This is a genomic window from Georgenia sp. Z1491 (assembly GCF_057652395.1).
The window spans coordinates 1682826-1703259 of record NZ_CM172729.1; the positions used below are offsets into that span (position 1 = coordinate 1682826).

Below are 20434 nucleotides of genomic sequence, written 5' to 3' on the forward strand. Positions count from 1 at the left end.
CATGAGCACCGTTCGATCACCGCGGCGCGCTGCGCTCGCCGCGCTGGCCACCAGCACGCTCGTCCTTGCTGCCTGCGGCTCGGGCGGCGACGACGCCGAGGGGGACGGCGGGCAGGACGGCGACGGCGGTGCCGACGGTTCCACCGCCCACGTCGCGCAGGCCGCCGCGCCGGGGGAGTCGCTCGTGCTCGAGGGGGAGGGCACCGCGCGTTCCGTCGCGGCCGCCGGCACCTATTTCGACTCGTCCCCGGTCGTCGTCCTCGCGCCCGACGGCGGACCCCGTTCCGTCGAGGCGGCCTCCGCCGGCGTGCACCTCGGGGTGCCCGTCCTGGTCGACGGCGATGACGCGGCCGAGGCCGCCGAGATCGAGCGCCTCGGCGCGACCACGGTCCTCGCCGTCGGGCCGGTGTCGGTCCCCGGGGACGTCGGCGTCGATGTCGCCGCCCCGGCCGACGATGCCGCGCTCGCCGAGCTGCTCGGCGGGCCCGACGTACAGGAGGTCGAGTCCTCGGAGGCCGTCAGCGCCGTGGCCGGGACCGGCGCCGAGGCGCTCGTCGTGGCCGGTGCGGACTGGGGTCCCGGCGCTGCCGGCGCCGAGACGACCACGGACGGCCCGGCCGAGCCGGCGAGCGACGGTCCGGCAGGGACGACCTCGGACGGCCCGACGGAGCCGGCGAGCGACGGCGCCGCCGAGACGGGCTCGCACGACGTCGTCACCGAGCTGCCCGACCTCGGTGACACCGAGGCCTCCGCCGGCGAGACCGTCGCACTCGGGGGCGGCACCCTCGACGAGCTCGCCGTCGCCGCCACCGCACGGGCGGCCGGAGCCAACGTCGTCGTGGCGAGCGGCGGCGACCCGCGCGCGAGCGCGGCCGGCGTCGAGGCCGTCCATGCGCTGGCCACCGACCTGGGCCTGGCACCGGACGAGGAGAGTGCCTCAGGTGGGCCGGAGGCGTCGAGCGACGGCGCCGGGAGCGACTCCGACGAGTCCGACGAGTCCGCCGAGTCCGACGAGTCCGACGGTGCCCCCGGCGAGTCGCCCTCCGACCCGGCCACCGCCGAGGGCGAGGCCGAGGCGGAGTCGGGTCTCGTCGTCGTCGGACTCTCGCCCGGTCTCGGCGACGCCGATCAGCTGGCCACCCGGACGAGGAGTGCCGCCACCGGTGTCCAGCTGCCGGCGGGCGGCCAGCTCGTGCTGCCCGAGCCGGACGGCGACCAGACCGGCGCGCTCTACGTCGCGCTCTACGGCAGCCCCGACTCCTCCGCCCTCGGCGTGCTCGGCGAGCAGGGGCCCGAGGAGACGATCGCCAGGGCGGAGGAGGTCGCCGCCGAGTACGAGGGGCTCACCGACGAGACGGTGGTGCCCACGCTGGAGATCATCGCGACCGTGGCCTCCGGTGAGCCGGGCGACGACGGCGACTACTCCAACGAGACGCCGGTCGAGCGGATCCGCCCCCTCGTCGACCTCGCCGGCGAGCACGGGCTGTACGTCGTGCTCGACCTGCAGCCCGGCCGCACGGACTTCGTCACGCAGGCGCAGATCTACGAGGAGCTGCTGCTCGAGCCGCACGTCGGGCTCGCGCTCGACCCGGAGTGGCGGCTCACGCCGGACCAGGTCCACCTCACCCAGATCGGGCAGGTCCCGGTCGAGGAGGTCAACGAGGTCGTCACCTACCTCGCCGACCTCACGTCGGAGCACGACCTGCCGCAGAAGCTCCTCGTCCTGCACCAGTTCCAGGTGCGGATGATCCCCGACGTCGACCAGGTCGACCAGTCGCGCGACGAGGTCCAGGTGCTCATCCATGCCGACGGCCAGGGCGCGCAGGGCGACAAGCAGACGACGTGGCGCACGCTGCTCGACAACGCACCGTCCGTGACCGCGTGGGGCTGGAAGAACTTCTACGACGAGGACACGCCGATGCTGACCCCGGAGGGGACGATGGCGGTCGAGCCGACCCCGGACCTGGTCACCTACCAGTAGCTCGTGCCGGGTGCGGGTCAGGTTCCGCGGTGCAGACCGAGCCGGAACCCGACGCCGAGCGCGAGCACGACGGCACCGGCGAACACCCAGCCGGACACGGCCAGCGCCTGCGTCCCGGACAGGAAGACGCCGATCGTGCAGCCCAGGCCGATGATCGAGGCCCAGCCGATGAGCACACCGCCGAGGAGCCCGGTCCCGGAGCCGCGCAGGGTCAGCGGCTCGATCGAGAACCGCCTGCCCGGCAGCGCCGCGGCGAAGGAGCCCGCGACGATCCCGATGACGAGCCACCCGTTGGAGGTGATCGTGTCGACCACGAGGGCGACGCAGCCGCCCAGGCTGACGTCGAGCCCGAGGAGGGTGTGGGGCAGGGCGTCGACCGAGTCCATCGTCGTGCGGGTCAGGCTGGACAGCTGCGAGGTCACGCCGAGCGGACGGTCGCGCAGGAACGCCAGGAAACCGATGACGCCCACGCCGGCGCCCGTGGCCAGGGCCGGCCACCGTTTGAAGAAGACCAGGCGGCGGAGGGTGTCGGCGTCGAGCGTGCGTCGTGGCCGCGCCGCGATCGGCGGGTTCCACCGGAGCAGCGCGACGGCCACCGCGGCGAGCACGCCGAGCTGCAGGGCGACGGCGATCCCGTATCCGGCGCCGGCCGGCAGCCACGGCACAGGCGCGCCGACGACGACGTGCGAGTAGATCGGGTTCCACGTGAGGAAGCCGAGCCCGAACCCGATCAGCGCGCCGAGCAGCGCGGGGATCGAGCGCAGGCTGCCCTCGCCGAGGCGGTAGAGGTGACCGGCGATGCAGCCGCCGGAGATCACTACACCGGCCCCGAACACGAGGCCGGCCACGACGAGCGCGATGCTGACCGGCGCGATGTGCGCGCCGGAGGGCAGCGTGCCAGACGTGGGGTCGGGCAGCCGGATCGAGAAGACGAGCGCGTAGCCCACGGTGCCCACGCCGATCGCGGTGAGGATCGAGTAGACGCCCCGGGTGTTCTTCTTCTCGAAGGCGTCGCGGAAGATGCAGAAGAAGCAGAACCGGCCGCGCTCGAAGAGGATGCCGAGACCGGTGCCGGCGAGCAGCGCGAAGCTCGCCGCGCTGCCCCCGACCCCGTCGCCGCGCACGGACCCGAGCCAGCCGGCCGTCGCCAGCAGCGCGACGGCCACCGTCAGCGCGATCACGGTCCGTACGGTGTCGGCCGGCGTCCAGCCGAGCGGTCGTTCGCCCTCGGGGGTCGCCCGGGGCGAGGGGGCAGGGCCGGCCGCAGGGGCTGCCACGGGTGCTGTGCTCACGGTCGTCGTCGTCCTTTCGGTGGCGTGCCCCGACGGCGGAGGCGCGAGGCGCGTCCGCCGTCGGGGGCATCGGTGGGGTCGCCCGTGCCGGGCGGGAGGACTACCGGCTCGTGCCCCACACGCCGCCGCGGTCGCCGGTCTCGTTGGTGACCGGCACACCGACGGTGTTGCCCCACTCGGTCCAGCTGCCGTCGTAGTTCTGCACGTCGAGGCCGAGGATCTGGGAGAGGGCGAACCAGGTGTGCGAGGAGCGCTCGCCGATCCTGCAGTAGGTGATGATCGGGCCGTCGAGGTCCACGCCCGCCTCCTCGTAGACCGCGCGGATCTCCTCGGCGCTGCGGTAGGTGCCGTCCTCGTTGACGATGGAGCCCCACGGGACGTTGATCGCGCCGGGGATGTGCCCCCAGATCACCGTGGACTCGCCCCCGAAGATCGCCGGGTCGACGCCGACCTCGCCGTTGTACTCCTCGGTCGAGCGGATGTCGATGAGGGTGTGGCTGCCGGTGTCGACGGCGTCGAGCACCTCGGGCTGGAACGCGCGGATGTCGAAGTTCTGCGGCTGGGCGACCCACGTGCCGGGCTCGGGCTGGGGGACCTCCTGGACGAGCTCGCGCCCGTCGACCTGCTCCCACTTGTGCAGGCCGCCGTCGAGCAGGCGGACGTCCTCGAAGCCGTAGAGGTTGAACACCCAGGCGGCGTAGGCCGCGAACCAGTTGTTGTTGTCCCCGTAGAGCACCAGGGTGGAGTCCTCGTCCAGGCCGAGGCCCTGGCTGACCTCGGTGAACTGGTCGGCGTCGATGAACTCGCGGGTGTTGTCCTGGGTGAAGGAGGTCGCCCAGTCGAGGAACTGTGCGCCGGGGATGTGGCCGTCGACGTAGGGCGTGAGCTCGGAGGAGGCGAGCTGCTCGCTGACGTCGACCAGCACGATGTTGTTCTCCTCCAGCCCCGACCCGATCTGCTCGGCGAGCCAGTCGGTGGAGACCAGGACGTTCTCGATGTCCTCGTCGCCGCCCTGGTGGACCGAGTCGAGACCGCGGTGCTCGCCCTCGGCGAAGCTCTGGGAGACGGTGTCGGCCACGACGGTGTCCCCGTCGACCGCACCCGCCTGGCCGGCGCCGCTGCCCGGGGTGTCCGCGTCCGCCTCCGCCGTGCCACCGCGGCCGATCAGCAGGCCGGCAGTGCCGGCCAGGGCCGCCACGGCGACGACGGCGACGACGGTCTGCCAGGTCTTGCGCCCGCCGGCGGGCGGAGACGTGGCTTCCTCGGGTGCGGGTGGCGAACCGGTGGAGCCCGCGTCGTCGGTGGGCTCTGGGCGCTCGGTGGGCGTGTTCTGCTCGCTCATGGGGGACTCTCCTTGGTGGCTTCCGTGCCGGGTGCGCCGTCTGTGCCGCGCCTCTCTCGGTAGTGGAAAGTTAAAGGGAATCCGACCGCGTCGTATCGCTAGGTGCGCAGAATCCACATGCTGAGATCCCGGGACCTCAGGTATGTGGAGCCGCTGGGCTGCGGGTGCTCGGGGCCGCGGGTCTGCAGGCCTGTGGACCCGCGGGACTGCAGGGCCGCAGGCCGGCAGCTCCGCGGTCCCGCGGGTCCGCGAGAGCCCGGGTCAGACCGCGCCGTGCCCCTCGGCGACCTCCTCGCCCGCGGCCACCGGCCCCGGCGGGGTTCCGTCCCCGAACGGGCGTCCGCCGAGGGCCTCGCGGCCGTGCGGCGTCAGCCAGCTCCACAGCGCCGGTCCGGCGGGCACGATGCCCGACGGGTTGATGTCCGTGTGCACCACGTAGTAGTGCTCCTTGATCTGGACGAAGTCGATCGTGTCGCCGAAGCCCGGGGTCTGGAACAGGTCGCGCGCGTACCCCCACAGGGCCGGCATCTCCCGCAGCAGGTTGCGGTTCGCCTTGAAGTGCCCGTGGTAGACGGCGTCGAAGCGGGCGAGCGTGGTGAACAGGCGGACGTCGGCCTCGGTGATCGTGTCGCCGACGAGGTAGCGCCGCTCCGTCAGCCTGTCCTCGAGCTGGTCCAGGGCGGTCCACAGCCGGTCGTAGGCGGCGTCGTAGGCCTCCTGGGAGCCGGCGAACCCGCAGCGGTACACGCCGTTGTTGACCTCGGTGTAGACGTGCCGCATGACCGCGTCCATCTCGTCGCGGTGGGCCGTCGGCAGCAGGTCGGGGGCGGCCTCGCGGTGGTGCTCGGTCCATTCCGTCGACAGGTCGAGCGTGATCTGGGCGAAGTCGTTCGTCACCACGGCGCCCGACCGCTCGTCGACGATCGCGGGCACCGTGATGCCGCGCGCGTAGTCGGGGTCGCGCGCGAGGAAGGCGTCCTTGAGCCGGGGGATGCCGAGCACCGGGTCGACGCCGCCGGGGTCGAGGTCGAAGGTCCACGAGTCGGCGTCGTGGGTGGGGCCGGGCTGCCCCAGCGAGATCACGCCCTCCAGGCCGAGGAGCCGTCGCACGATCACCGTACGGTTCGCCCACGGGCACGCCCGCGCGGCCACGAGGCGGTAGCGGTTCGGCTCGACGGGGTAGTCACCGGAGCCGGGTTCCGGCTCGCGGACGATCCGCGTGGTGATGTAGTTCGTGTCCCGCGAGAACTCCTTGCCCGGGACCGAGTAGGTGCCGCCGGTCGAGTGCTCGGGCCGGCTCTCGGACTGCTGGTCGCTCATCGCCCCAGCCTAGGACGCGACGAGGGCCGCGGTCCGGGGAGAAGGAGCTCCCCGGACCGCGGCCCTCGCCTTTTCCGGACCGTGCGGTGCCCGTTCCTACACCAGGCCCATGAGCTGTGGCAGCCACATCGAGAGCTGCGGGACGAACACCACGAGGAACAGCATGGCGATGATCGCGAGGAGGAACGGCCACAGCTTGGCGATGACCGGCTCGATCCGTAGTCGGGCCACGCGTGACCCGACGAACAGCACGTTGCCGACCGGCGGTGTGATCGTCCCGATCGACAGGTTCATCACCACCATCGCACCGAAGTGGATCGGGTCGATCCCGAACTCGGTGACGATCGGGAGGAAGATCGGCACGAAGATGAGGATGGCCGGCGTCGGGTCCATGAACGTCCCGACGATGAGCAGCACGACCATCATCAGCAGGAGGACGACGGTGCTCGAGTCGGTGAACCCGAGGACCGCGTCCGAGATGAGGTCCGGGATCCGCGCGAGCGACATGACGAAGGACAGCGCGGTGGAGACGCCGACCAGCAGCATGACGATGGCCGTGGTCCGGCCCGCGTCGACGAGGATGCCCGGCAGGTCACGGACCTTGACCGTGCGGTAGATCGCCGACAGCACGAGGCAGTAGACGACTGCGACGGACGCGGACTCGGTGGCCGTGAAGTAGCCGGCGAGGATGCCGCCGACCACGATGACGATCATCAGCAGCGACGGGAGCGCACGCCAGAAGACGAGCAGGGCCTGGCGGAACGTCACCCGGTCCGCCGTCTTCAGCCTGCCCGGCTGGCGCACGGCATAGATCGCGACGACGATCATGCAGGCGGCAGCCCACAGGAGCCCCGGGATCAGGCCCGACATGAACAGCGCCGCGATCGACGTGCCGGACACCAGCGAGTAGACGATGAACGTGTTCGACGGCGGGATGAGCATGCCGGACGGCGCGGAGGCGACGTTGACCGCAGCCGCGAAGCCGCGGTCGTACTTCTCGGCGACCATCCGGTTGTTCATCACGTTGCCGACGGCGGCGGCCGCAGCGACCGCGGCGCCGGAGACGGCCCCGAACATCGCGTTCGCCGCCACGTTCGTCTGGGCGAGCGAGGCCGGCATGCGTCCGATGAGCACCTTCGCGGCGTCCACGAGCCGCCCGGCGATACCGCCCGAGTTCATGATGACGCCCGCCAGCACGAACATCGGGATCGCGAGGAGCGGGAAGCTGTTGATCCCCGTGAACATGCGCTGCGCGGAGATGAGCACCGCCTGCTCGGAACCGAGGATCGGGATCGTCGCGAGGAAGGACGAGACGCCGATGACGACGGCGATCGGCACGGACAGCACGATGCCGATGACGATGCCGCCGACGAGGATGAGCGCTGCGAGCGTTGTCGGGTCCATCACGCCTCCGTCGTCGGTCGGGCGGACGCGCCGCCGCGGGTGGGGGGACCGTGGTTCGGGCCGGCCGTGTCGTCGGCCTCCGGCCGGCGCGCGTCGGAACCGTCGTCCGGGAGGACGATCGACTCGACGTCATCGGCACCGACCCGGACGTCGGGGTCGTCCTCGTCGGTGTGGTCGCCGTAGGGCGCCTCGGCGCCGGTGGCGACCTGGAGGATGTAGTAGATCGAGTAGAACGCGATCAGCACGCCGGAGATCGGCAGCGCGAGGTACATCTGACCCAGCGTGAACGGCAGGGCCGACAGGTTCTGCAGCCACGCGTTGTCCGACGCACGCATCCCGCCCCAGATGAGGACGACGACGGCGAACGCCAGGACGACGAGCTGGACGACGATGGCCAGGACGCGCTCGGCGCCGCCGGGCAGCTTGCGGGCGAGGAACTCGACCGCGATGTGCCCGCGCTCGCCGAACACGAACGCCGAGGTGAACAGGCCGAGCCAGACGAAGGTCAGCCTGGCGCCCTCCTCCGTCCAGGTGGCGGGGTCGCCCAGCACCTGCCGGGTGAAGATCTGCCACACGAGGACCACGACGAGCAGGGCGAACAGCACCACCGTGATCCAGCACAGGGCTGTGTCGAGCACCCTCTTGATGGCTCTCATGCGTCACCTCCTTCGGTCATGACTCGGCCTGTCCGGATCACTCGGCCGCTGCGCGCGCCGCGTCGTAGAGCTCGCGCTGCGAGTCGGTGGTGATGAACTCGTCGGCCAGGGCCTCGAGCGGCTCCGCGAAGGCGGCGTCGTCGACCTCGGTGAAGGTCGCGCCGCCCTCGGTGGCGCCGTCGATGGCCTCCTGCGTGGCGTCGGCCCAGAGCTGGGTGTGCTCCTCGTAGGCCGCGGTCCAGGCCTCGTCGAACGCGGCCCGGTCCTCCTCCGATATGCTCTCGAGCAGGTCGGTGTTGATGATGAGGTAGTCGAGGCCGACGAGGTGGTTGGTGTACGACCAGTGCGGCGCCACCTCGTAGTGGCGCTGGGTGAAGTAGGAGACCTCGTTGTTCTCCGCGGCGTCGACGACCCCGGACTGCAGGCCCGTGTACAGCTCGCCGTAGGCCATCGGCGTGCCGTTGCCGCCGAGGGCCTCGGCCATGGCGATGTGCAGGTCCGACTCCTGGACGCGGGTGTCCATGCCGGCGAGGTCCTCGGGCGTCTCGACCGGGCCCTCGGTCGTGTAGATCGACCGCGCACCCTGCGTGAAGCCGCCGAGCACGGTGAAGCCGTTGGACTCCTCGAGCGAGGCGTACAGGTCGCCGGTGATCTCCGGGTCGTGGATGACGTTCATCTGGTGCTCGACGTCGTCGAACACGCGCGGGAGGTTGAAGGTGACGAAGTCGTCGTTGAGGTTCTCCAGCTGGGTGCCGGAGACGATCGCCATGTCGACGCTGCCGTCGGAGACGAGCTGGAGTGCCTCTGCCTGCGCGCCGAGCGTCTCGTTGGGGTAGACCTCGATGCCCCAGCCGTCGGCGTTCTCCTCGAGGGCGGTGCCGAAGTTGTCGAGCGCCACGTACGAGGGGTGGTCCTCGGTCTGGTTGAGCGCCAGCCGCATCGTGGTGCCGCCGCCCCCGCCCCCGCCGTTGTCGTCGCCGCCACCGCAGGCCGCCAGGAGCAGCGCGGCGCCGGCGGCGCCTGCCACGGCGATGACCGAGTTCTTATGATTTCCGTCCTTGCCTCGGGGGAGACTCCGTCGTCAGACCGTTGGGATGTGGCGTTCCTTGCCACGTCGTGCGTCCCGGGCGGGCAGCCATGCCGTGCCCCGATCGGAGGGGCGGCCGTCCGGCGGAGGTGCCGCTGTTGTTGGTGGAGTCATTGAGTCAGGTCGGTACGTCCGCCGGACACTGGTTGCCACGAGTTGCCAGGGCGGGCCGGATCACGGCGCCGTGATCTGCGCCGCGAGATGGCCGGCCCCGTAGCCGTTGTCGATGTTGACGACGGCGACCCCGGGCGCGCAGGCGTTGAGCATCGCGAGGAGAGCGGCGACCCCGCCGAACGACGCGCCGTAGCCCACCGAGGTGGGGACCGCCACGACGGGCGCTGCCACGAGGCCGGCGACGACGCTGGGGAGCGCTCCGTCCATACCCGCGGCCACGACGATCGCCGACGCCGAACGGAGCAGGTCGAGGCGGCCGAGCACACGGTGGAGACCGGCGACCCCGACGTCGACGACGAGCTCCGTCCTGCGCCCCAGGTGCTCGGCCGTGAGACGTGCCTCCAGAGCGACGGGCAGGTCGGACGTCCCCGCACTGAGGACGACGACGAGGCCACCGCTCGGCGCGGGCGGGGCAGCCGGCCAGGCGAGCAGCCCTGCCTCCTCGTGGTGGGCCGCGTCCGGGAGCGCCTCGAGCACGACCCGTGCGTGCTCGGGGCTCGCGCGGGTGAACAGCGTCGGCGCGCCGCGCTCGGCGACGGCGGCCGCGATGGCCGCGACCTGCGCGACGCTCTTGGGCTCGCACAGGACTGCCTCGGGGTAGCCGCGCCGGGCCGCCCGGTCGTGGTCGAGGCTGGCTAACGCCTCGAGCTCCGGTCCCGGACGCCAGGCCGAGGGAGCGACCGGTTCGCCGCCCTGTGCGTCGCCGGGCGTGCCGTCCTGCGGGTCGCCGGGCGCACCGGCGTGTGCGTCGCCGGGCCTGTCGTCCTGCCGGCCGTCCTGGTCAGCGGCCATGGCTGATGTCGACGAGCGGGAGGGTGAACGCGCCGGACTGGATGCCGCGCAGGTCGACGGCGGCGAACCGGAAGCCGGCCGCGGTGATGGCGGCGTGGACCTCGTCGCGCAGCTCGGCCGCGCGCACGATCTCGGCCGCGGGCAGCTCGATCCGGGCGACGTCCCCGTGGTGGCGCACGCGGCCGTCGGAGAAGCCGAGCCGGCGCAGCGCGCCCTCCGCGGCGTCGACCTGGGCCAGCTTCTCGGGCGTGACCTCCTCGAAGTGCGGGATGCGTGAGGCCAGGCACGGCGCCGCGGGCTTGTCCGCGACCGGCACGCCGAGCTCGCGTGCCACCTGCCGGACCATCGCCTTGGTCAGGCCGACCTCCGCCAGCGGGCGCAGCACGCGGTGGTTCGACGCGGCCTGCGCCCCGGGCCGGTCCGGGCGGCGCGCGTCGTCGGCGTTCTCCCCGTACGCGACGGCCGCGAGACCGAGCTCGGCGACCAGCTCGTCGGAGATGCGGGCGAACAGCTCGTCCTTGCAGTGGAAGCAGCGGTCCGGGCCGTTGGCGCGGTACTCGGCGTTGTCGCCCTCGTGGGTCTCGACCTCGACGACGCGCGCGCCGATCTCGCGGGCCGTCGCGTGGGCGGCCTCCCGCTCGTCGGTCGCGAGCGAGGGGGAGACGCCGAGGATCGCGACGACGCCGTCCGGCCCCAGCGTGCGGACCGCGAGCGCGAGGAGCGTCGCGGAGTCCACGCCGCCGGAGTAGGCCACGCCGAGCAGGCCGTGTCCGGCGAGGAGCCGGGCCACGCGGTCGGCCGGCCCGGCGTCGTCGTGGCGTGTGTCGCCGCCGGTCGGCTGCTCGGTGACCGGCGGCACGGACGTCGTCGTCGCACGGGTGCTCATCGCTGTTCTCCCTCGTTCTCGGCGCGCACGTCGCCGGTCGCGCCACGGTACCCAGGGTCGCATCGTGACCGAGACCGGCGGCCGCACGGACCTCGTTGCCACGGGTTGCCACGCGGCGCGCGGCTACCGTGGGGCCATGAGCACCGACGGGGAGGCACGCAGGATCCCCACGATCTACGACGTCGCCGCGGCCGCCGGGGTGTCGCCGTCGACGGTCTCCCGGGCGCTCGCCCGCCCGGGCCGGGTGAGCGCGGAGACGGCCGAACGTGTGCGCGAGGTGGCCGCCGAGATCGGCTACCGACGCTCCGCCGTCGCGCCCGCACTCGGCGTCGTCCCGAGCAAGCTCCTGGCGATGGTGGTCGCCGACATCGGCAACCCCCTGTTCGTCGACGTCTTCCGCGGTGCCGAGGTCGCCGCCGGCCGGGCCGGCTACACGATGCTCCTGTTCGACGCCCGCGAGGCGGAGTCCCGTGAGCGCGCCGCGGCCGAGTCCTTCCTCGACTTCGTCGAGGGGTTCATCCTCGCCAGCCCCCGGATGTCCGACTCCGCGCTGTTGCGGCTGGCCAAGCAGCGCCCCGTCGTCGTGCTCAACCGCATGGTCAGCGGCCTGCCGAGCGTGCTGACCGACGGCGCGCGCGGCGTGCGTCGGGTGGCCGAGCACCTCGGCTCCCTCGGACACCGGGAGGTCGCCTACATCGGCGGTCCGGAGGCGTCGTGGGCCGACGGCGTGCGCTGGCGCGGGCTCCAGGAGGCCGGCGAGGAGCTGGCCCTGCGCGTGCGCCGCATCGGACCCAACGAGCCGACCGTCGTCGGCGGCGAGCTGGTCGCCGCCCGGTGGTCCCGGAGCCAGGTGACCGCGGTCGTCACCTTCAACGACGTCATGGCCATCGGGTTCGTCCGCGGCCTGCGGGCGCAGGGCCTGGAGGTCCCGACCGACGTCAGCGTCGTCGGTTTCGACAACAGCCGCCTCGGGGCGCTCGCCACGCCGGCGATCACCTCGGTGGCCTCGCCGCTGGCGCTCCAGGGCCGCACAGCCGTGGGCAACCTGCTCGCCATCGTCAAGGGTGCCCGGCCGCCGCGGCAGCCGGTGCTGCTCCCGGTCAAGCTCGTGCCGCGGGAGTCCACCGGACCGGTGGGCGGGGCGTCCGGCGGGCCTGCCGGCGGGGCGTCGCCCCACGTCGGCTGAGCCGTTGACAACATCTGGCCACCACTGAGGCCTGCGGCGCGCCGCGGACATACTGGGGGAGGAGCACCGCCCAGTCGCCGAGGAAGGGACGACCGCATGACCGTCAACGACACCACCGCGAGCGCGCAGATCGGGGTGATCGGGCTCGCCGTCATGGGCAGCAACCTCGCCCGCAACTTCGCCCGCAACGGCTACGCAGTGGGCCTGTACAACCGCACGACGTCGAAGACCGACGAGCTCATCGCCGACCACGGCGGCGACGGTACGTTCGTCGCGTCGACCACGCTGGAGGACTTCGTCGCGAGCCTGGAGCGGCCGCGCAAGATGGTCATCATGGTCAAGGCCGGCGGTGCCACCGACGCGGTCATCGAGCAGCTCGTCCCGCTGCTGGAGGAGGGCGACATCGTCGTCGACGGCGGCAACGCCCACTACGAGGACACCCGCCGTCGGGAGGCGGCCCTGCGCGAGGTCGGACTGCACTTCGTCGGCGCCGGGATCTCCGGCGGCGAGGAGGGTGCGCTCAACGGCCCGAGCATCATGCCCGGCGGCCCGGCCGAGTCCTACGAGACGCTCGGGCCCATCCTCGAGGCGATCTCCGCGAAGGTCGACGGCGAGCCGTGCTGCGTGCACATCGGCCCCGACGGCGCCGGCCACTTCGTCAAGATGGTGCACAACGGCATCGAGTACGCGGACATGCAGTTCATCGCCGAGGCCTTCGACGTCCTGCACTCCGCCGGGCTCACGCCCGCCGAGCTGGCGGACGTGTTCCGGGAGTGGAACACCGGCGATCTGGACTCCTACCTCATCGAGATCACCGCCGAGGTGCTCGGGCACGTCGACGCCGAGACCGGCCGGCCGTTCGTGTCGATCGTCCAGGACGCGGCCGAGCAGAAGGGCACCGGGCGGTGGACGGTGCAGATCGCCCTCGAGCTGGGCGTGCCGGTGAGCACCATCGCCGAGTCGGTGTTCGCCCGGTCGACCTCGGGCCACGCCGCGCTGCGGGCGGCGTCGAAGGGGGTCCTGCCCGGCCCGGCGCGCGGCGAGGTCCCGGCCGAGCAGCGGGCGGAGCTCGTGGAGCAGGTGCGCCAGGCGCTGTGGGCATCGAAGGTCGTCGCCTACGCGCAGGGGCTGGACCAGATCCGGACGGCGTCCGAGGAGTTCGGCTGGGACATCGACATCGCCGAGGTCGCGAAGATCTGGCGCGGCGGCTGCATCATCCGGGCGCGTCTCCTCGAGCGGATCCGCTCCGAGTACGCCGCCGGCAACCTCACGACTCTGCTCGAGGCGCCGTCCGTCGTCGCCGGTCTCGAGGCCAGCCAGGCCGGTTGGCGCGGCGCGATCGCCCACGCGGTGGCCTCCGGCGTCCCGGTCCCGGGCTTCTCCGCCGCGCTGTCCTACTACGACACCGTGCGGGCCGAGCACCTGCCGGCCGCCCTCGTGCAGGGACAGCGGGACTTCTTCGGCGCGCACACCTACCGGCGCACCGACAAGGAGGGCACGTTCCACACGGAGTGGTCGGGCGACCGCAGCGAGACCCCCCAGTAACCCCGACGAGTGAGGGGATTCTTCGTCACGAGTGAGCACGGTTCCGCCCGTCGAGCGAACGGGATTCCGCCTCCTGAGTGAGCGGGCATCGACCCGTCGCGAGATCGCCCTCCCACCGGTACGCCGGTGGGAGGGCGATCTCGCGTCAGAGGAACGTCGTCGTCGGCAACATCCGGCAACCGGGTGACCTGCTCCATCGCTCCCGGCGATGGTCGACGCACCGGTGAGGGGCACACCGACGACGGATCGCCCCCGCCGGTGTGCGCCGTGACCAAGCACGGCGTCCGAGGTCGACGACGACTGCAGGAGGAACACGATGTCCAGATCCCCGAAGAAGGGGCGTAGGTGAGCTGTGCTGGGAGCGGTGCTGGCCGTCCCGCTGACGCTCACGGTCGCGCTGGCCGGTGGTGCCGGCGCTACGCCGGAGGCACCGGACGACTCGGCTCCTGCCGAGCAGCCGGACCAGTTCGAGCAGCCGGAGCTCGAGAGCCGTACCACCGAGATCATCGAGGTCGACGGGTATCAGTTCCGCGACCTCAACGACAACGGTGAGCTCGACCCGTACGAGGACTGGCGGCTGTCCGTGGCGGACCGTACCGATGACCTCGTCGCGCAGATGACGCTCGAGGAGCGCGCCGGACTCATGCTCATCGACACGCTCAACGCGGCGTGCGTCGACGGCGTGCGCGGCGTCGTGCCGGAGTCGGGCACCGACTTCATCGAGAACCAGCACATGCACCGGTTCATCTTCCGCAACACCGTGGCCGGCCCGGAGGACGCCGAGTGCGGCGAGGCGGGTGGCGGATTCCAGGCCTCCACCACCGTCACGCCCGCGGAGGCGGCGACCTTCACGAACACCGTCCAGGAGATGTCCGAGTCGACCAGGCTCGGCATCCCGTCGCTGTTCAAGTCGAACGCCCGGAACCACATCGACCCCGACGCCCGCGCGGGCATCAACGAGTCGGCTGGCGCGTTCACCGCGTTCCCCAAGGAGGCCGGCATCGCGGCGGCCTCCCTCGGCGCCGAGGCCGCAGCGACTGGTGAGGACCCGACGACGGGCGACATGGCGGTGGTCGAGGAGTTCGCCGAGGTCATGGGCGACGAATGGGCCTCGATCGGCCTGCGCGGCATGTACGGCTACATGGCGGACCTCTCCACCGAGCCTCGCTGGTACCGCACCCACGAGACCTTCACCGAGGACGCCCAGCACGCGGCGGCGATCATGTCGACGCTCGTCGGGACGCTGCAGGGCGAGATCCCGGCTGACAGCGAGAACGGCTTGGCGCTGAGCCCGGAGACCCGGGTCGCGCTCACGCTCAAGCACTTCCCGGGCGGCGGTCCGCAGGAGCTGGGCCTCGACCCGCACTACGCGTTCGGCAAGGCGCAGGTCTACCCCCAGGGACTCTTCGAGGAGCACATGCTGCCCTTCGAGGCGGCCATCGACGCGGGTGTCTCCTCGATCATGCCGTACTACGGCATCCCGGTGGACGTGCCCGAGGTGGGCAACGAGGACGAGAACTACCCGCTGACGGGCTTCGCCTTCTCCGACTCCATCGTCAACGGGCTGCTGCGCGACCAGCTCGGTTTCGGCGGCTACGTCAACTCCGACACGGGCATCATCAACGACCGTGCCTGGGGCCTCGAGGACGCGACCGTGCCGGAGCGCGTCGCGGCGGCCATCAACGGCGGCACCGACACCCTGTCCGGCTTCAGCGACGTCACAGTGATCACCGACCTCGTCGAGGACGGCCTCGTCAGCGAGGAGCGCGTGAACGAGGCCGCCGAGCGGCTCCTCGAGCCGATGTTCCGCATGGGCCTGTTCGAGGACCCCTACGTCGACCCGGACGTCGCCACCGCGACGATCGGCAACGAGGCACACCGCGAGGTCGGCCTGGAGCAGCAGCGCGACTCGCTCGTGCTCCTGGAGAACCAGGAGACCGAGGAGGGCCCGGTGCTGCCGCTCCAGCCGGACTCCGACGTCTACATCCTCGGTGACTTCACCGAGGAGACCGTCGCCGAGTACGGCTTCGACGTCACCGACGGCAACGTCGAGGAGGGCGAGGAGCGGCCCAGCGCCGAAGACAGCGACTACGTGCTCATCTCCATGACCGCCAGCGCCGACGGCAGCGACTACGTCAGCAACAGCGACGGCTTCGGCCTCAACCCCGAGCACGGCGTCAACCCGAGCATCATCGCGGGCATCGAGGGCCTGGACGGCCAGAGTCTGAGGGGCGCGGCGGATGCCTGCGTCACGCACGGGACCGACGGCTGCACCGACGACGGTCTGCGCTTCGGCGGCGCCTACCCCTGGGAGTCGGACACCCTCGACTTCACCGGCATGGAGGCGGCCGAGTCCTGGGAGGTGACCCCCTCGCTGGAGACCATCCAGGAGGTCATGGCCGAGGTCGACGACCCGAGCCAGGTCGTCCTGCAGGTCTACTTCCGTCAGCCCTACGTGCTCGACGAGGCCAGCGGCCTGCGTGACGCCGGTGCCATCCTCGCCGGCTTCGGCGTGACCGACACCGCGCTGATGGACGTCCTCACGGGCGAGCACGCGCCGCAGGGCCGGATGCCGTTCGCCCTGGCCGGCACGCCGGAGGCGATCGTCGAGCAGGACACCGACGCACCGGGCTACGACGAGACCACCGACGGCGCCCTGTACCCGTTCGGCCACGGCCTCACCTACGAGGAGGAGCACCCGGAGGAGCCGGGTGAGCCTGGTGAGCCGGTGCCGCCGACGCCGGGTCGTGGGTTCTACCTCAACGATGGTTGGGGGATCTGGGCGGACCACGAGTTCTCCTTCGGTCGCCCGGGCGACGAGGTCCTGGTCGGTGACTGGGACGGCGACGGCAGCGACACGCTCGCAGTCCGGCGTGGGAATGCCTACTTCCTGTCGAACAACCTGTACGGGGGCAACGCGGATGTGGAGCTGACGTTTGGTCGTGCATCCGACACGGTGCTGGTGGGTGACTGGGACGGTGACGGCGCGGATTCGTTCGCGGTGCGTCGTGGGAACAGCTACTTCCTCACCAACTCCCTGTCTGGTGGGAATGCGGAGGCCGAGCTGGATTACGGCCGGGCGGATGACCAGGTGCTGGTGGGTGACTACGACGCCGATGGTGCGGACTCGTTCGCGGTGCGCCGGGGGAACACCTACTACGTGTCCAACAGCCTGTCCTCGGGTTGGGCGGATGCTCAGTTCGACTACGGGCGGGCCGGTGATCAGGTGCTCGTGGGGGACTGGGACGGTGATGGGGCGGACACGTTCGCCTCGCGTCGCGGGAACCTGTACCTGGTGTCGAACAGCCTGACCGGTGGGTGGGCCGACATCGAGGTCCGCTACGGCCGGGCCGGCGACGAGGTGTTCGTCGGTGACTGGAACGGCGACGGCTCCGCCACACTCGGAGTCCGCCGCTGACCAGGAGCTGGTGCCGATAGTTCGCGAGTGAGCGGACTTCCGCTCCACGGATGAGCGCCGCCCGGATCTCGGTCCGGGCGGCGCTCACCTGACGGGCGGGCCCCGCACCCTGATGGGGGTGCGGGGCCCGCCCTTCGCCGTCGTCGTGCCCGTCGCCGGCTCGGACTGGTCGGTGAGTCAATGGGGTAACCATCGAGTCAGTGCCCCCGGGGGACTGCCTCGATGGTTACCCGATTGACTGGGCAACGGCAACGGCAACGGCAACGGCAACGGCAACGGCGACGGCAACGGCAAGGGCGTGTCAGATGGTTTGTGTAAGGGGTGGGGTCAGCGTTCGAAGGAGAACATGCTGTGACCATGACCAAGGAGAGTCCGGAGCGTGCGGAACGCAGACGGCGGCAGAAGGAGATCGCGGACGGTCTGAAGGGCTCTGGAGCGTTGGACGACATCTTCGCCAAGATCGATGCCGGCGAGCCGCTCACGGGTGAGCAGGGCCTGCTCGGCGGGATGCTCAAGGCCGCGCTCGAGCGGGGTCTGGGTGCCGAGCTGACCGAGCACGTGGGCTACGACCGTGGCGACGCGGACGCTGCCGAGCACCCGAACTCGCGTAACGGGACCAGCCCGAAGACCGTGGCGACCCAGATCGGGGACGTCGATCTGGCCGTCCCCCGGGACCGGGACGGGACGTTCACGCCGATGCTGGTGCCCAAGGGGCAGCGCCGTCTCGATGGCCTGGACGGCATGATCATCAGCCTCTACGCAGGCGGGATGACGTTGCGGGACGTCGAGCACCACCTCGCGACCACGATCGGCACCGAGATCAGTTACGAGACGATCTCCAAGGTCGTGGACCAGATCAGCGAGGAGGTCCTGGCCTGGCAGCACCGCCCGTTGGAGGCGCTGTATCCGGTGATCTACCTCGACGCGATCGTGGTCAAGATCCGCGATGGCGGACACGTGCGCAACAGGTCCGCCCATCTCGCCATCGGCGTCGATATGGACGGGATCAAGCACGTCCTGGGTATCTGGGTCCAGGCCAGCGAGGGAGCGAAGTTCTGGGCCGGCGTCTGCGCCGAGCTGGCCAACAGGGGCGTGCGTGACGTGCTGATCGTGTGCTGCGATGGGCTCACGGGGTTCCCCGAGGCCGTCGAAGCGACCTGGCCCCAGGCGACCGTGCAGACCTGCGTGGTCCACCTGATCCGGGCCGCGACGAGGTTCGTGAACTACAAGGACCGTAAGGCTCTGACGGCCGCGCTGCGGCCGATATACCAGGCGCCCAGCGCTGAGGCCGCCCTGGAGGTGCTGGAGGCCTTCGAGGCCAGCGAGCTCGGCCGTCGCTACCCCTCGGCGGTCAAGACGTTCCGCGCCGCGTGGGAGCGGTTCACCCCGTTCCTGGCGTTCCCGCCCGAACTCAGGCGGGTCATCTACACGACCAACGCGATCGAGTCGCTGAACTACCAGCTCCGCAAGGTCACCAAGAACCGGGGCCATTTCCCCAACGACGCCGCGGCAGTGAAGCTGCTGTGGCTGGCGATCTGCAACATCGAGGACAAAAGAGCGCGCGAGCGAGCCAAGGAACGAGGACGACCCGCCGCCGAGCGACGAGCCTCGGGCCGGCTCGTCGAGGGCGCTGTCACCACGAACTGGAAGACGGCCCTCCAACAGCTCTCACTGGTCTACCCCGACCGAATCAACCCCCACCTCTGACCCGGCCCCCTTACACAGACAACTTGACAGGCTCAACGGCAACGGCAACGGCAACGGCGACGGCGGGACGGCGCGACACCGCGACCCGCTCCGCAACGGGCAGAACCGCGCTCACTCGCCACACAGACCGCAACGGACTGAACCGCGCTCACTCGCCACACGGACCGGAGCGGGCAGAACCCCGCTCACTCGTCACACGGAGCGAGCAGAAGTCCGCTCACTCGCCGCACGGAGCGAGCAGAACCCCGCTCACTCGCCAGGATCGGCAGGATCGGCAGGATCAGGAGGGGTGGCGTTCGTGACCGGCGCGCTGGTCGAGCTTGTCCTTGGTCGACCACAGGCCGGCCGACGGCGTGGAGATGTAGAAGACCCGCTCGCCGTCGGGCATGGTGTTCCACCCGTCGGTCATGACGTCCGGGTCGTAGCGCCGCAGCGCCTCGTCGACGTCCAGGTACCGGTAGCCCACGCCCTCGATCTCCTCGCGCGTGAGATGCCCCGGCGCGTAGGTGATCGTGAAGCGGCCCTCGCTCGATCCGTGCGGGAGGTGCGCGGTGCCGTGCGGGATGTCCTGCATGTCGGCCTCGCTCTGGTAGAGCTCGACCGCCTCGGACTGCGAGATGTAGCCGTACTTGCGGATGAGCGCGTCGACCTCGGGCTGCTCGCCGAACCGCTCCACGCCGGGGGCGATGACGAGGAGCTCGCCGCCGTCGGCGATCGCCATGCGCGTGCGGTACACGGCCTTGTTCGCGACCCACAGCGCCCGGAACTCGTCCGCCTGCATGACGGCGACGATCTTGTCGACCGGCTCGTCGAACTGGGTGATGTTCTGCTCCTGCGAGGCCCGCGCGGCGTCCAGGTAGGTCTCGAGGTCGTCACCGACGTAGAGACCGGTGTGCCGCAGCGCGCCGGTGTCGTCGTAGTCCATGACGACCTGGAGGTAGACGTCGGGCAGGTCGCCGAGGAAGTGGTCCTCGGCGTAGTTGAAGCACTGGCGCACCGGCGTGAGGAGGTTGCCGAGGTTGTTCTCGATCCCGTACACGGCCGACGCCATGTGGGAGGCGCCCAGCAGCCGCTTCCCGCCCAGGCCGATGAAGTAGTTCTTGTTGTGGTTGGCGAAGCCGAGCACCTCGTGGGGCACCACGTGGCCGACGTTGATCACCAGGTCCCACCGCTCGGTGACGAGCATCGTGTTGAGGTCGACCGGCATCTCCCAGTCGACGGCGCCACCGGTCGCCTCGCGCACGACCTCGGCCGGCACGGTCCCGACGTTCGTCACGCCGTTCTTCCAGTCGTGGGCATGGATCCGTTCCTCGGGGATCGAGCCGAACATCCACCGGTTCTCCTCCGGGGTGTGCGGCACGTGCTGCCCGAGCGTGGGGATGACGTGCACCTCGGCCCCGGCGTCGTCGAGCCGCCGGTAGAGGTACTCGGTCATCCAGCCCGTGCCGGAGTGCGCGCGGGTGAGGTCCGGCGGCAGCAGCAGGACCCGGCGGTACTCCGCGATCGACAGGCGTTCGGCGGCCTCGGTGAGCAGCCGGTCGCACGCCTCCTCGATGCGCTCGCGGGAGAGGAATCGGGCTTCGTCCGTGAACCACGTCATGGCACAGAGCATGACGGGAAGTGACTCGCGCAGCCACCTGTTGG

General features: G+C 71.2%; 14 protein-coding genes. 5 read left to right on the plus strand and 9 right to left on the minus strand.

All coding sequences use genetic code 11. The annotated features are described in order from the left end of the window. The first annotated feature begins 1 nt into the window (after position 1). Entirely contained in the window at positions 2 to 1981 is a 1980-nt protein-coding gene (locus tag AC24HA_RS07950) for a prolipoprotein diacylglyceryl transferase (RefSeq protein WP_425708446.1), read from the plus strand. Between the two features lie 17 nt (positions 1982 to 1998). Here AC24HA_RS07950 and AC24HA_RS07955 read toward each other — a convergent pair whose 3' ends face one another. The 8 genes from AC24HA_RS07955 to larE form a co-directional block, all read right to left on the minus strand. Then, positions 1999 to 3273, minus strand: coding sequence for a YeeE/YedE family protein (locus tag AC24HA_RS07955; RefSeq protein WP_425708445.1), 1275 nt, complete (start codon positions 3271 to 3273; stop codon positions 1999 to 2001). 100 nt (positions 3274 to 3373) lie between these two features. Next, the gene (locus AC24HA_RS07960) at positions 3374 to 4270 is read right to left on the minus strand and encodes a sulfurtransferase (RefSeq protein ID WP_487563620.1); all 897 of its coding nucleotides are present in this window, start codon (positions 4268 to 4270) and stop codon (positions 3374 to 3376) included. Positions 4271 to 4876: 606 nt separating this feature from the next. Then, the gene (locus AC24HA_RS07965) at positions 4877 to 5935 is read right to left on the minus strand and encodes a glutathione S-transferase family protein (RefSeq protein ID WP_425708443.1); all 1059 of its coding nucleotides are present in this window, start codon (positions 5933 to 5935) and stop codon (positions 4877 to 4879) included. A gap of 96 nt (positions 5936 to 6031) precedes the next feature. After that, entirely contained in the window at positions 6032 to 7342 is a 1311-nt protein-coding gene (locus AC24HA_RS07970; protein WP_487563594.1) for a TRAP transporter large permease, read from the minus strand. After that, the gene (locus AC24HA_RS07975; protein ID WP_425708441.1) at positions 7339 to 7995 is read right to left on the minus strand and encodes a TRAP transporter small permease; all 657 of its coding nucleotides are present in this window, start codon (positions 7993 to 7995) and stop codon (positions 7339 to 7341) included. Before AC24HA_RS07975 ends, AC24HA_RS07970 begins: the two co-directional genes overlap by 4 nt. A gap of 37 nt (positions 7996 to 8032) precedes the next feature. Next, entirely contained in the window at positions 8033 to 9022 is a 990-nt protein-coding gene (locus AC24HA_RS07980; RefSeq protein ID WP_425708440.1) for a TRAP transporter substrate-binding protein, read from the minus strand. 234 nt (positions 9023 to 9256) lie between these two features. After that, entirely contained in the window at positions 9257 to 10048 is a 792-nt protein-coding gene (larB, locus tag AC24HA_RS07985; protein ID WP_425708439.1) for a nickel pincer cofactor biosynthesis protein LarB, read from the minus strand. Then, positions 10038 to 10934 (minus strand): ATP-dependent sacrificial sulfur transferase LarE, encoded by an 897-nt coding sequence (larE, locus tag AC24HA_RS07990; protein ID WP_425708438.1) that lies wholly within the window; start codon positions 10932 to 10934, stop codon positions 10038 to 10040. Before larE ends, larB begins: the two co-directional genes overlap by 11 nt. Before the next feature lie 136 nt (positions 10935 to 11070). Between larE and AC24HA_RS07995 the strand changes: the two genes are divergently transcribed. The 4 genes from AC24HA_RS07995 to AC24HA_RS08010 all read left to right on the plus strand — a co-directional run bounded on the left by AC24HA_RS07995 (position 11071) and on the right by AC24HA_RS08010 (position 18790). Then, the gene (locus AC24HA_RS07995) at positions 11071 to 12120 is read left to right on the plus strand and encodes a LacI family DNA-binding transcriptional regulator (RefSeq protein ID WP_425708437.1); all 1050 of its coding nucleotides are present in this window, start codon (positions 11071 to 11073) and stop codon (positions 12118 to 12120) included. Between the two features lie 96 nt (positions 12121 to 12216). Next, a complete protein-coding gene (gndA, locus tag AC24HA_RS08000) occupies positions 12217 to 13665 on the plus strand; it encodes an NADP-dependent phosphogluconate dehydrogenase (RefSeq protein WP_425708436.1) in 1449 nt (482 codons plus the stop codon). Positions 13666 to 14017: 352 nt separating this feature from the next. Next, positions 14018 to 17083, plus strand: coding sequence for a glycoside hydrolase family 3 protein (locus AC24HA_RS08005; protein WP_425708435.1), 3066 nt, complete (start codon positions 14018 to 14020; stop codon positions 17081 to 17083). Positions 17084 to 17440: 357 nt separating this feature from the next. Beyond that, complete coding sequence (locus tag AC24HA_RS08010) at positions 17441 to 18790, plus strand: IS256 family transposase (protein ID WP_463649307.1); 1350 nt, start codon at positions 17441 to 17443, stop codon at positions 18788 to 18790. A gap of 280 nt (positions 18791 to 19070) precedes the next feature. Here AC24HA_RS08010 and AC24HA_RS08015 read toward each other — a convergent pair whose 3' ends face one another. Continuing rightward, complete coding sequence (locus AC24HA_RS08015) at positions 19071 to 20390, minus strand: nickel-dependent putative hexonate epimerase (RefSeq protein ID WP_425709121.1); 1320 nt, start codon at positions 20388 to 20390, stop codon at positions 19071 to 19073. Positions 20391 to 20434: the final 44 nt, after the last annotated feature.